This window comes from Streptomyces sp. LX-29, assembly GCF_029541745.1.
Taxonomy (GTDB): domain Bacteria; phylum Actinomycetota; class Actinomycetes; order Streptomycetales; family Streptomycetaceae; genus Streptomyces.
The window spans coordinates 1,987,375-2,000,899 of the sequence record NZ_CP089746.1 but is presented as its reverse complement, the minus strand read 5'-3'; the positions used below and the strand labels follow the sequence as shown (position 1 = coordinate 2,000,899).

Below are 13,525 nucleotides of genomic sequence, written 5' to 3'. Positions count from 1 at the left end.
GGAGAGAGTCGGAAGTGCGAACCCGGCGAAGACGGTCAACCCTGCGGGAGGGACACGGTGGAGTCTGGCGCGGCGGCGCGGGGCACAGGCACGCGCGCGAAGGGCGGACAGTCCCGTAGCAGACAGCGCAGTGGGACGACGGAGGTCGAGACGGCGGCCCTGAACCGGCTGCTGTCGGCGATGACCGCGATGCGGGACGGGAACTTCCGCCGGAGGCTGGCGGTCTCCGGGGACGGGGTGCTGGCCGAGATCGCCGAGGTGTACAACGACCTCGCGGAGCGTAACCTCCAGCTCACCGGGGAGCTCTCGCGGGTGCGGCGGGCCGTGGGCCGGGAGGGCAAGCTCACCGAGCGTCTGGAGACGGGGTTCCGCGAGGGCGCCTGGGCGACGGCGGTCGACGCGGCCAACGCGCTGGTGGACGATCTCGTACGACCGGTCTCCGAGGTGGGACGGGTGCTCTCGGCGGTCTCCGAGGGCAACCTGGAACAGCGGATGGACCTGCGTTCGATGGACGCGGACGGCACGGCCCACCCGCTGCGCGGTGAGTTCCTGAAGGTGGGCCGCACCGTCAACGGGCTGGTGGACCAGCTGTCGGTGTTCACCGAGGAGCTGACCCGGGTGGCCCGCGAGGTCGGCACCGAGGGCCGGCTGGGCGGTCAGGCCCGGGTGCGCGGCATGTCGGGCTCCTGGCGGGACCTCACCGACTCGGTCAACACCATGGCCTCGCGGCTGACCGCTCAGGTCCGCGACATCGCGCTGGTCACCACGGCGGTGGCCAAGGGCGATCTGTCGCGGAAGGTCACGGTGCACGTGTCCGGCGAGATGCTGGAGCTCAAGGACACCGTGAACACCATGGTGGACCAGCTCTCCTCCTTCGCCTCCGAGGTGACACGGGTGGCGCGTGAGGTGGGCACCGAGGGCCAGCTCGGCGGCCAGGCGCAGGTCCCCGGGGTGGCCGGCGTATGGAAGGACCTGACGGACTCGGTCAACACGATGGCCGGCAACCTCACCATGCAGGTGCGCGGGATCGCGCAGGTCACCACGGCGGTGGCCAACGGTGATCTGTCGCAGAAGGTCACGGTGAGCGCCCGCGGCGAGATCGCGCGGCTGGCGGACACGATCAACACCATGACCGAGACGCTGCGCACCTTCGCCGACGAGGTGACGCGGGTGGCCAGCGAGGTGGCGGCGGAGGGGCTGCTGGGCGGCAAGGCGCACGTGCCGGGGGCGGCGGGCACCTGGAAGGACCTGACCGACTCCGTCAACACGGCGTTCCGCAACGTCACCACTCAGGTGCGGGACATCGCGAAGGTGACCACGGCGGTGGCCAACGGCGATCTGTCGCAGAAGGTCACCGTGGACGTCGTCGGGGAGATGCTGGAGCTGAAGAACACCGTCAACACGATGGTGGACCAGCTGCAGTCCTTCGGCGCCGAGGTGACGCGCGTGGCCCGGGAGATCGGCGTCGAGGGCGAGCTGGGCGGCCAGGCCCAGGTGCCGGGGGCGGCGGGCACCTGGAAGGACCTGACGGACTCCGTCAACACGGCGTTCCGCAACCTGACCGGTCAGGTGCGCAACATCTCCCAGGTGACCACGGCGGTGGCCAACGGCGATCTGTCGCAGAAGGTCACCGTCGACGTCTCCGGCGAGATGCTCCAGCTGAAGAACACCGTGAACACCATGGTCGACCAGCTGTCCTCCTTCGCCGACCAGGTCACGCGGATGGCCCGGGACGTGGGCACGGAGGGCAGGCTGGGCGGTCAGGCCCGGGTGGACGGGGTCTCCGGCACCTGGAAGGACCTGACGGACTCCGTCAACTTCATGGCCGGCAACCTGACCTCCCAGGTGCGCCAGATCGCCCAGGTGACCACCGCGGTGGCGCGCGGCGATCTGTCGCAGAAGATCGAGGTCGACGCGCGGGGCGAGATCCTGGAGCTGAAGAACACCATCAACACGATGGTCGACCAGCTCTCCGACTTCGCCCAGCAGGTGACCCGGGTGGCCCGCGAGGTGGGCACCGACGGCCGGCTGGGCGGTCAGGCGCAGGTGCCGGGGGTGGCCGGCGTGTGGCGCGACCTGACGGACTCGGTCAACGGCATGGCGGGCAATCTGACCACCCAGGTCCGCAACATCGCGCAGGTCGCGACGGCGGTGGCGCGCGGCGATCTGTCGCAGAAGATCGACGTGGACGCGCGGGGCGAGATCCTGGAGCTGAAGAACACCATCAACACGATGGTCGACCAGCTGTCCTCCTTCGCGGAGGAGGTGACCCGGGTGGCCCGCGAGGTGGGCACCGACGGCCGGCTGGGCGGTCAGGCGGAGGTGCAGGGCGTCTCCGGCACCTGGAAGGACCTCACGCAGTCCGTCAACTTCATGGCGGAGAACCTCACCATCCAGGTCCGCAACATCGCCGAGGTGACCACGGCGGTCGCGATGGGCGACCTGTCGAAGAAGATCACCGTCGACGCCAAGGGGGAGATCCTCGAACTGGTCACCACCGTCAACACGATGGTCGACCAGCTGTCGGACTTCGCCGAGCAGGTCACCCGGGTGGCGCGCGAGGTGGGCACCGAGGGCCAGCTCGGCGGCCAGGCGCGGGTGCAGGGCGTCACCGGCATCTGGAAGGACCTCAGCGACAACGTCAACCTGATGGCGAACAACCTCACCATCCAGGTGCGCAACATCTCCCAGGTCGCGGGCGCGGTCGCCAACGGCGACCTGACGAAGAAGGTCACGGTCGAGGCGCGCGGCGAGGTCGCGCAACTCGCCGACACCGTCAACACGATGGTGACCACGCTGTCGTCGTTCGCCGACGAGGTCACCCGCGTCGCCCGCGAGGTGGGTACGGAGGGCATCCTCGGCGGCCAGGCGCGGGTGCCGGGCGTGTCGGGGACCTGGAAGGACCTCACCGAGTCCGTGAACTCGATGGCGAACAACCTGACCGGTCAGGTCCGCAACATCGCGATGGTCACCACCGCGATCGCCAACGGCGACCTCACCAAGAAGATCGACATCGATGCGCGGGGCGAGATCCTGGAGCTCAAGACCACCATCAACACCATGGTCGACCAGCTCTCCTCGTTCGCCGAGGAGGTCACCCGGGTGGCCCGCGAAGTGGGCACCGAGGGGCAGCTGGGCGGCCAGGCGCGGGTCCGTGACGTGGCCGGCACCTGGCAGGACCTGACCGAGTCGGTGAACGAGATGGCCGGGAACCTCACCCGACAGGTACGCGCCATCGCCGAGGTCGCCACCGCGGTCACCCGCGGCGACCTCAACCTGAAGATCGAGGCGGACGCGTCCGGCGAGATCCTCAAGCTGCAGGACAACATCAACATGATGATCGCCAACCTGCGCGAGACCACGCTGGCCAACAAGGAGCAGGACTGGCTGAAGGGCAACCTCGCCCGCATCTCCGGTCTGATGCAGGGCCTGCGCGAGCTGGAGAACGTGGCCGGGCTGATCATGAGCGAGCTGACCCCGGTGGTCTCCGCCCAGCACGGCGCCTTCTTCCTGGCCGAGCCGGAGGACGACAGCAGCGAGGCGGGCGTCCAGGACGACGGTTACGTCCTGCGGCTGATCGGCTCGTACGGCTACTCGCAGGGCAACATGCCCACCACCTTCAAGCCCCGCGAGGCGCTGATCGGCACCGCGGCGGCGGAGAAGCGCACCATCCTGGTGGAGAACGTGCCGCCCGGCTATCTCAAGATCGCCTCGGGGCTCGGCGAGGCGGCACCGGCCCATGTGATCGTGCTGCCGGTGCTCTTCGAGGGCAAGGTCCTCGGCGTCATCGAGCTGGCCTCCTTCCAGCCCTTCGCCCAGATCCAGAAGGACTTCCTCGCCCAGCTCGCCGAGATGATCGGCACCAGCGTCAACACGATCAGCGTCAACACCCGCACCGAGGTGCTGCTGAAGCAGTCGCAGGAGCTCACCGAGCAACTGCGGGAGCGGTCGGCGGAGTTGGAGAACCGGCAGGCGGCGCTGCAGGCGTCCAACGCGGAACTGGAGGAGAAGTCCGATCGGTTGGCGCGCCAGAACCGCGACATCGAGGTGAAGAACACCGAGATCGAGGAGGCGCGGCAGGTCCTGGAGGAGCGCGCCGAGCAGCTCGCGGTCTCGATGCGCTACAAGTCCGAGTTCCTGGCCAACATGTCGCACGAGCTGCGCACCCCGCTCAACTCGCTGCTCATCCTGGCCAAGCTGCTCGCCGACAACGCCGACGGCAACCTCTCCCCGAAGCAGGTGGAGTTCGCCGAGACGATCCACGGCGCCGGCGCCGACCTGCTCCAGCTGATCAACGACATCCTGGACCTGTCGAAGGTCGAGGCGGGCAAGATGGACGTCAGCCCGACCCGGATCGCGCTGGTCCAGCTGGTCGACTATGTGGAGGCCACCTTCCGGCCGCTGACCGCGGAGAAGGGGCTCGACTTCTCCGTGCGCGTCTCCCCGGAGCTGCCGGCGACGCTGCACACCGACGAGCAGCGGCTGCTCCAGGTGCTGCGCAACCTGCTGTCCAACGCGGTGAAGTTCACCGACACCGGCGCGGTGGAGCTGGTGATCCGGCCGGCCGGCGCGGATGTGCCGGACGCCATCCGCGAGCAGCTGCTGGAGCACGGCGCGCTGCGCGACCCCGACGCCGAGATGATCGCCTTCTCGGTCACCGACACCGGCATCGGCATCGCGGCGAGCAAGATGCGCGTCATCTTCGAGGCGTTCAAGCAGGCTGACGGCACCACCAGCCGCAAGTACGGCGGCACCGGGCTGGGCCTGTCGATCAGCCGGGAGATCGCCCGGCTGCTCGGCGGCGAGATCCACGCCGCCAGCGAGCCGGGCCGCGGCTCCACCTTCACCCTCTATCTGCCGCTGCACCCCAGCGGGCTGCCGCCGCAGGGCTATCCGCAGCTCGGCCCCGGCGCCGACCACGCCGGCCCGTCGGCGTTGGAGCAGGGCCTCGAGGGTGAGTCGCCGCTGGACGTCCCCGCGGCCGACGGCTCCGGCTTCGGACTGCACGCCCTGCCGCCGTTCCACGAGTCGTCGTCGGTGGCCCCGCACCGGGCCCGTGGCGGCGCCGGTCTCTTCCGACGCCGCCAGCGGGCGGCCCAGGAGGCCGAGCGTGGGGCCGCCCAGAACGGCAGTGCCGGCGGCCGCGCCCAGGCCGAGCCCTGGCTGCTGGGCGGGCAGGACCTGGTCGTACCGGAGGCGGCCGGAGGCTTCCACGGCGAGAAGGTGCTGATCGTCGACGACGACATCCGCAACGTCTTCGCCCTCACCAGCGTGCTGGAGCAGCACGGACTCCAGGTGCTCTACGCCGAGAACGGCCGCGAGGGCATCGAGGTCCTGGAGCAGCACGACGACGTGGTGCTGGTGCTGATGGACATCATGATGCCGGAGATGGACGGGTACGCGACGACGGCGGCCATCCGCCGTATGCCGCAGTTCGCCGGGCTGCCGATCATCGCGCTCACCGCGAAGGCGATGAAGGGGGACCGGGAGAAGAGCATCGAGGCGGGCGCCTCGGACTACGTGACCAAGCCCGTCGACACCGATCACCTCCTCACGGTGATGGAGCAGTGGATGCGCAGGGAGTGAGGCGGGGGCCGGCCGGCGCCCGCGGGTGTTGACGGACTGTGGCCGAACACGTGTGGGGACGCGGTATTCGGGGAACCTTCTGGTCCCCCACCGCGTTTCTGCTACGTGCACAGTGACATCGCGGTGACAGGGTGTGGCGACGAGCGGGGTGCGGCTACCATGACCGGCACAAGGACGGGCGGCGCAAGGGAGTCGTCCCCTGGGGCGGCACCCGGTGTCTCCCCTAGCTCGCTGAGCAGGGGAGGTCCCACGCCGGGGCGAGGAGGACGGGCCATGGTGCAGAAGGCCAAGATCCTCCTGGTCGATGACCGGCCGGAGAATCTGCTGGCGCTGGAGGCCATTCTCTCCGCGCTCGATCAGACCCTGGTCCGGGCATCGTCAGGGGAGGAAGCGCTCAAAGCGCTGCTGACGGATGACTTCGCGGTGATTCTGCTGGACGTCCAGATGCCGGGCATGGACGGATTCGAGACGGCCGCGCACATCAAGCGTCGGGAGCGGACCCGCGACATCCCGATCATCTTCCTCACCGCGATCAACCACGGCCCGCACCACACCTTCCGCGGCTATGCCGCGGGCGCGGTGGACTACATCTCCAAACCCTTCGACCCCTGGGTGCTCCGCGCGAAGGTCTCGGTCTTCGTCGAGCTGTATATGAAGAACTGCCAGCTGCGTGAGCAGGCGGCGCTGTTGCGGCTCCAGCTGGAGAGCGGCCAGCCGGTCACGGGCGAGGCCGCGGAGCCGGCCGGGCTGCTGGCCGAGCTGTCCGCGCGGCTCGCCGCGGTGGAGGAGCAGGCCGAGGCGCTCTCCAAGCAGCTGAACGAGTCCGCGGACGCGGCCGCCGTGGCCACCGCCGCGCATCTGGAGCGCAAGCTCACCGGGCTGCGCCGCGCGCTGGACGCCCTGGAGCCGGGCGCCGGCAGCGGGGCCGCCAGCCAGGTGCCCTCGCAGAACTGACGCACCCTCGCTCACCCCATTCTCCAGGCCCTTTCCGGGGCCTTCAGCCGTGTGGGGCGACGGGTGCGGCCCGCCGCGTGGCACGCCCGTCGTGATGCGACGTCACGAGGCCGGCGCCGCCGCACCCGTGGCAGCCGTCCCGCCTGAAACGGCAGGCATGCGTGCCCCGTACGGCGGACGCGGGTAACCTCGCCCCCATGGCCTCACGTACGTCCGGCAAGGGTTCCCAGAGCACGGCGGGCACCTCGAAGCAGCGCGCCGGACAATCCGGAGGCGCCGCCAAGAAGGCACCCGCGAAGAAGGCGGCGGCCAAGAAGCCGCCCGCCAAGAAGGCCGCGCCCGCGAAGCGGCCCCCGACCAAGAAGGCGGCGGCCAAGAAGGCCCCCGCCAAGAAGCCGGCCCCCAAGCCAGCACCCTCACCCACCGGCGGCGTCTACCGCGCCGCGCGCGCCGTCTGGATGGGTCTCGCGCGCTCCGTGGCCGCCGTCTTCCGCGGCATAGGACGCGGGGCGAAGGGCCTCGACCCCGCGCACCGCAAGGACGGCGTGGCGCTGCTCCTGCTGGCGCTCGCCCTGATCGTCGCGGCCGGCACCTGGTCCAACCTGAAGGGCCCGGTCGGCGATCTGGTCGAGATGCTGGTGACCGGCGCCTTCGGCCGGCTGGACCTGCTGGTGCCGATACTGCTCGGCGTGATCGCCGGCCGGCTGATCCTGCACCCCGAGCGCCCGGAGGCCAACGGACGGATCGTCATCGGGCTCTCCGCGCTGGTCCTCGGGGTGCTCGGCCAGGTGCACCTGGCCTGCGGCGCCCCCGAGCGCGACCAGACGGAGGCCGTCCGGGACGCCGGGGGCCTGATCGGCTGGGCCATCGCCACCCCGCTGGACTTCGCGCTCGGCGCGGTGCTCGCCGTGCCGCTGCTGATCCTGCTCACCCTCTTCGGACTGCTGGTCGTCACCGCCACCCCCGTCGCCGCCATCCCGCAGCGCTTGCGGCTGCTGGGCACCAGGCTGGGGCTGCTGCGGGGCGAAGAGTACGAAGAGGGCCACGCGTACGAGGAGTACGACGACGGCGGTGCCGCCGACGGCCACACGGAGTACGCCGAGGACTGGCGCGAGCCGGCCCCCGCGCGCCGGCGCGGCCCCCGGCGCGCGCCGGCGGTGGACGGCCGGGAGCGGGCCGAGGAGGAGGCGTTGCGCAAGCGGCGCGGGGCGCCCCGACCCGGGCCCGTGGAGCCGCCTTCGGACCGCCCCAAGGACGCCGTCGACGTGGCCGCCGCGGCCGCGGCGGCCCTCGACGGGGCCGTGCTGCACGGGGTGCAGCCGTCGCCGCTGGTGGCCGGCCTCAGCAACAGCGTCGGTGGCGACCGGGACGGCGCGGAGGCCACCGGTTCCGTGCCCGGCGCCCGGGAGGCCGCCCGCGGCGGCGTCGAGCGGGCCGAGCCGACCGTGGTCGTGCCCGACCTGACCCGCCCCGCGCCCGAGCCCGGCGAGGCGCTGCCGCCGCGCGCCGAGCAGCTCCAGCTCTCCGGCGACATCAGCTACGCGCGGCCCTCGCTGGACCTGCTGGCCCGGGGCGGCCCCGGCAAGGCCCGCAGCGCCGCCAACGACGCCGTCGTCGCCTCGTTGTCCACCGTCTTCACCGAGTTCAAGGTGGACGCCCGGGTCACCGGCTTCACCCGCGGTCCGACGGTCACCCGCTACGAGGTGGAGTTGGGCCCGGCCGTGAAGGTCGAGCGGATCACCGCGCTGACCAAGAACATCGCGTACGCGGTGGCCAGCCCGGACGTGCGGATCATCAGCCCGATCCCGGGCAAGTCCGCGGTCGGCATCGAAATCCCCAACAGTGACCGCGAGATGGTCAACCTGGGGGACGTGTTGCGCTCGGCGGACTCGGTCGGCGACGAGCATCCGATGCTGGTCGCGCTCGGCAAGGACGTCGAGGGCGGCTATGTCACCGCCAACCTCGCCAAGATGCCGCATGTGCTGGTGGCCGGCGCCACCGGCTCCGGAAAGTCCTCCTGCATCAACTGCCTGATCACCTCGGTCATGATGCGCGCCACCCCGGACGAGGTGCGGATGGTGCTGGTCGACCCCAAGCGGGTGGAGCTGACCGCCTACGAGGGCATCCCGCACCTGATCACGCCGATCATCACCAACCCCAAGCGGGCCGCCGAGGCGCTGCAGTGGGTGGTGCGGGAGATGGACCTGCGCTACGACGACCTGGCGGCCTTCGGCTACCGGCACATCGACGACTTCAACGCCGCGGTCCGGTCGGGGAAGGTCTCGCTCCCCGAGGGCAGCGAGCGCGAGCTGCGCCCGTACCCGTATCTGCTGGTCATCGTGGACGAGCTGGCGGACCTGATGATGGTGGCGCCGCGCGACGTGGAGGACTCGATCGTCCGCATCACCCAGCTGGCGCGGGCCGCCGGCATCCATCTGGTGCTGGCCACCCAGCGCCCCTCGGTGGACGTGGTGACCGGTCTGATCAAGGCGAACGTGCCGTCCCGGCTCGCCTTCGCCACCTCCTCGCTCGCCGACAGCCGGGTCATCCTGGACCAGCCGGGCGCCGAGAAGCTGATCGGCAAGGGCGACAGCCTGTTCCTGCCGATGGGGGCGAACAAGCCGGTCCGTATGCAGGGCGCCTTCATCACCGAGGAGGAGGTCGCCGCGGTCGTCGCGCACTGCAAGGGGCAGATGACGCCGGTCTTCCGCGACGACGTCACGGTGGGGTCGGCGCAGAAGAAGGAGATCGACGAGGACATCGGCGACGACCTCGACCTGCTCTGCCAGGCCGCCGAACTGGTGGTCTCCACGCAGTTCGGCTCCACGTCGATGCTTCAGCGCAAGCTACGGGTGGGCTTCGCGAAGGCGGGGCGGCTGATGGACCTGATGGAGTCGCGCGGGATCGTCGGACCGAGCGAGGGTTCGAAGGCTCGGGATGTTCTGGTCAAAGCGGATGAACTGGATGGAGTGCTCGCCGTGATCCGGGGGGAGGCTCACCCGTAAGGGGATGGCGGGCAACCGTTTCCCCTGCTGATACGTCAAGTTGAGGGAAGTGGTGGGGCGGATGCGGCATCGTCGGCCCGTGCGGTCGTATGTCCATTCTGTTGGCGTACAAAGTCCCCCCTCCCGCTTGCCCGACCCTTTCGCACCCCCCCTAGACTGAACCTCCAGCAGGTGGCTACACGCTCGAAAGGCGCCCCCCGTGTCCATCGGCAACTCTCCTGGCAACTCCCTCGAAGACGACCGTCCTTCGGTCGGTCGCGCCCTCCAGCAGGCCCGCATCGACGCGGGGCTGACCGTCGACGAGGTCAGTTCGGCCACCCGGGTGCGCGTCCCGATCGTGCACGGGATCGAGCAGGACGACTTCTCGCGCTGCGGCGGCGACGTCTACGCCCGCGGGCATATCAGGGCGCTCGCCCGCGCGGTCCACCTCGATCCCGCCGCGTTGATCGCGCAGTACGACGCCGAGCACGGCGGGCGCCCCGCGCCCACTCCGGCGGCGCCCCTCTTCGAGGCCGAGCGGATCCGGCCCGAGCCGCGCCGGCCGAACTGGACCGCCGCCATGGTCGCGGCGATCGTCGCGGTGGTCGGCTTCGTCGGCTTCACCCTCTTCAGCGGGGGCGGGGCCCAGGACCAGACCGTCGCCGAGGAGTCCGCCGAGGCCAAGCCGACCAAGGCCGAGCCCAAGCCCAGCCGCCCCGCCGACCCCAAGCCGGAGCCGTCCGACAGTGACAGCGCCATCGCGGCCGCCCCTGCGGACAAGGTCACGGTGCGGCTCACCGCCGCCGGCGGGCAGAGCTGGATCTCCGCCCAGGATCACAACGGGCGGCTGATCCACGAGGGAGTGCTGCGGCAGGGCGACTCCGAGACGTTCACCGACAGCGAGCGGATCGACCTCGTCCTGGGCAACGCGGGGGTCGTGCAGCTGTTCGTGAACGGCAAGGAGGTCACGGAGGTGGGAGAAGAAGGCCAGGTCCAGCGGCTGAGCTACACCCGAGGAGACCCCGAGGTCGGCTGAGCCACGGGGGTGGAGCGACGGGGGGACGAAGCCCGGGCGACCGGGAGAACGTGCGAGCGGTAGCCCTGGCAGCGGGAGGCGCGGCCGGGACAAAGTAGGCTGAGCCTATGCCCGAACGCCGTACCGTCGCTCTTGTCACGCTTGGATGCGCCCGTAACGAGGTGGACTCGGAGGAGCTCGCAGGCCGCTTGGCAGCGGACGGCTGGGAGCTCGTCGAGGATGCCTCCGACGCGGACGTCGCCGTCGTCAACACCTGTGGATTCGTCGAGGCCGCCAAGAAGGACTCGGTCGACGCCCTACTGGAGGCCAACGACCTCAAGGATCATGGCAGGACCCAGGCCGTGGTGGCCGTGGGCTGCATGGCCGAGCGGTACGGCAAGGACCTCGCCGAAGCCCTGCCGGAGGCCGACGGCGTCCTCGGCTTCGACGACTACGCCGACATCTCCGACCGGCTGCAGACCATCCTCTCCGGCGGCATCCACGCCTCGCACGCCCCGCGCGACCGGCGCAAGCTGCTGCCGATCAGCCCGGCCGAGCGGCAGGCCGCGGCCGAGGTGGCGCTGCCCGGCCACGCCCAGGCCACCGCGAGCGCGCCCGAAGACCTGCCGGAGGGCCTCGCCCCGGCCTCCGGGCCGCGCGCCCCGCTCCGCCGCCGGCTGGACACCAGCCCCGTCGCCTCGGTCAAGCTGGCCTCCGGCTGCGACCGGCGCTGCACCTTCTGCGCCATCCCGTCCTTCCGCGGCTCCTTCATCTCCCGGCGCCCCTCCGACGTGCTGGGGGAGACCCGCTGGCTCGCCGAGCAGGGCGTCAAGGAGATCATGCTGGTCTCCGAGAACAACACCTCCTACGGCAAGGACCTCGGTGACATCCGGCTGCTGGAGACGCTGCTGCCGGAGCTGGCGGCGGTGGACGGCCTGGAGCGGATCCGGGTCAGCTACCTCCAGCCCGCCGAGATGCGGCCGGGGCTGATCGACGTGCTGACCTCCACCGAGAAGGTCGCCCCCTACTTCGACCTGTCCTTCCAGCACTCCGCCCCGGGCGTGCTGCGCGCGATGCGCCGTTTCGGCGACACCGACCGCTTCCTGGAGCTGCTGGACCAGATCCGCGGCAAGGCCCCGCAGGCCGGCGCCCGGTCCAACTTCATCGTCGGCTTCCCCGGGGAGACCGAGGAGGACCTGGCCGAGCTGGAGCGCTTCATCAGCGAGGCCCGGCTCGACGCCATCGGCGTCTTCGGCTACTCGGACGAGGAGGGCACCGAGGCCGCCTCGTACGAGAACAAGCTCGACCCCGAGGTGGTGGCCGAGCGCCTGGAGCACATCTCGCGCCTGGCCGAGGAGCTCACCGCGCAGCGCGCCGAGGAGAGGCTGGGCGAGACGGTGGAGGTGCTCATCGACCGGGTGGACGAGGAGGACGGCCCGGTCGGCCGCGGCGCGCACCAGGCGCCGGAGACCGACGGCCAGACGATCCTGACCGGACTGGACGGCCTGGGCATCGGCACCGACGGCGCGGAGCTGGCCCCCGGCCGCATGATCCTGGCGAAGGTGGTGGCGACGGAGGGCGTGGACCTCGTCGCGGAACCGCTGCCGGCCTCGCTGTCCCTCGGTGATGCCGGCAGCTGTGGCGAGGAGGCGGCCAGATGACCCACCTGCCGGCCTCCGCCGCGGGCGGTGCCCGTCCGGCGGCCCGGTCCGTGGCGCCGGCCCGCCTGTGGAACATCGCCAACATCCTCACCATGGTGCGGCTGCTCCTTGTGCCCGGCTTCGTCCTGTTGATGCTGCACAACGGCGGCTACGACCCGGCCTGGCGCTCGTTCGCCTGGGCGGCGTTCGCCATCGCCATGATCACCGATCTCTTCGACGGTCATCTGGCACGCCGCTACAACCTGGTCACCGACTTCGGCAAGATCGCGGATCCGATCGCCGACAAGGCGATCATGGGAGCGGCGCTGATCTGTCTGTCGGCCCTCTCGGACCTGCCGTGGTGGGTCACCGGCGTGATCCTCTTCCGGGAGATCGGCATCACCCTGATGCGCTTCTGGGTGATCAAACACGGGGTGATCCCGGCCAGCCGGGGCGGCAAGATGAAGACGCTCGCCCAGGGCACCGCGGTCGGCATGTACATCCTCGCGCTCACCGGACCGCTGGCCACGATGCGGGCCTGGGTGATGGCCGTCGCCGTCGGGCTCACCGTGCTGACCGGCCTGGACTACGTGCGGCAGGCGATCGTGCTGCGCCGCGCCGGGCTGGCCGCCGAGCGCGAACGGGCGGCCCGGGAGTCCGTACGGTGACGGCCGCCGCCGGCAGCGGCACGGGGTCGGACGTCCCGGCCGGCGGCGCGGACGTCGCACCGGACGGCTCCCCGGCCGGTGCCCGGGACGGTTCCCCGGACGCGGGGACGGCGGCCCGGGCGTTGAAGCTGTTGGCGGGGCGCGGCCAGACGTTGGCCGTCGCCGAGTCGCTCACCGGTGGACTGGTGGCCGCCGCGCTGACCGCCGTGCCCGGAGCGTCCCGCTCCTTCCGCGGCTCGGTGACCGCGTACGCCACCGAGCTCAAGCGGTCGATGCTGGGCGTGGACGGGGAACTGCTCGCCGAGCGGGGGGCGGTCGACGCGGACGTCGCACGGCAGATGGCGGGGGGCGTACGGCGGGTACTGGGTGCCGACTGGGGGGTGGCGACCACCGGCGTCGCCGGACCGACCCCGCAGGACGGGCGGTCGGTCGGCACGGTCTTCGTGGCGGTCGAGGGGCCGGGCGGAGCCGCAGCCGTGGTCGCGTTGCATCTGGACGGCGACCGGGCAGACATTCGACAGCAGAGCGTACGAGCAGCTCTAGAGCTGTTGTTCAACGAACTGATCGAAAATGCAAGGGCACAGGATACGGAACAACACGGGGGGATTTGATGTTTGCAGCCCTGAGTGAACACGACATCGCTCCCCGCACGGGCGGAGCCGGAGGCGGTACGGTGGG

General features: G+C 71.0%; 7 protein-coding genes. All 7 read left to right on the top strand.

Annotation, left to right across the window (positions count from 1 at the left end; genetic code table 11):
* Positions 1-57 precede the first annotated feature (57 nt).
* Entirely contained in the window at positions 58-5,586 is a 5,529-nt protein-coding gene (locus tag LRS74_RS08505) for a HAMP domain-containing protein (protein WP_277740436.1), read from the top strand.
* A gap of 273 nt (positions 5,587-5,859) precedes the next feature.
* Positions 5,860-6,540: a response regulator gene (locus LRS74_RS08500; RefSeq protein ID WP_277740435.1), complete on the top strand. Its 681-nt coding sequence runs from the start codon at positions 5,860-5,862 to the stop codon at positions 6,538-6,540.
* 197 nt (positions 6,541-6,737) lie between these two features.
* Positions 6,738-9,545 carry a DNA translocase FtsK gene (locus LRS74_RS08495; RefSeq protein ID WP_277740434.1) on the top strand — a complete coding sequence of 936 codons (2,808 nt, stop codon included), beginning with the start codon at positions 6,738-6,740 and terminating at the stop codon, positions 9,543-9,545.
* 199 nt (positions 9,546-9,744) lie between these two features.
* Positions 9,745-10,560: a helix-turn-helix domain-containing protein gene (locus LRS74_RS08490; protein ID WP_277740433.1), complete on the top strand. Its 816-nt coding sequence runs from the start codon at positions 9,745-9,747 to the stop codon at positions 10,558-10,560.
* A 107-nt stretch (positions 10,561-10,667) separates the two neighbouring features.
* A complete protein-coding gene (rimO, locus tag LRS74_RS08485) occupies positions 10,668-12,200 on the top strand; it encodes a 30S ribosomal protein S12 methylthiotransferase RimO (protein ID WP_277740432.1) in 1,533 nt (510 codons plus the stop codon).
* Positions 12,197-12,847, top strand: a complete 651-nt coding sequence (gene pgsA, locus LRS74_RS08480) for a CDP-diacylglycerol--glycerol-3-phosphate 3-phosphatidyltransferase (RefSeq protein ID WP_277740431.1) — start codon at positions 12,197-12,199, stop codon at positions 12,845-12,847. Before rimO ends, pgsA begins: the two co-directional genes overlap by 4 nt.
* Positions 12,848-12,969: 122 nt before the next feature.
* The gene (locus LRS74_RS08475; RefSeq protein WP_277744658.1) at positions 12,970-13,458 is read left to right on the top strand and encodes a CinA family protein; all 489 of its coding nucleotides are present in this window, start codon (positions 12,970-12,972) and stop codon (positions 13,456-13,458) included.
* The last annotated feature ends 67 nt before the right edge of the window (positions 13,459-13,525 follow it).

Coding starts and splice junctions, on each gene's coding strand:
- LRS74_RS08500 (WP_277740435.1), top strand. CDS start 5,860: ATGGTGCAGAAGGCCAAGATCCTCCTGGTCGATGACCGGCCGGAGAAT.
- LRS74_RS08495 (WP_277740434.1), top strand. CDS start 6,738: ATGGCCTCACGTACGTCCGGCAAGGGTTCCCAGAGCACGGCGGGCACC.
- rimO (WP_277740432.1), top strand. CDS start 10,668: ATGCCCGAACGCCGTACCGTCGCTCTTGTCACGCTTGGATGCGCCCGT.
- pgsA (WP_277740431.1), top strand. CDS start 12,197: ATGACCCACCTGCCGGCCTCCGCCGCGGGCGGTGCCCGTCCGGCGGCC.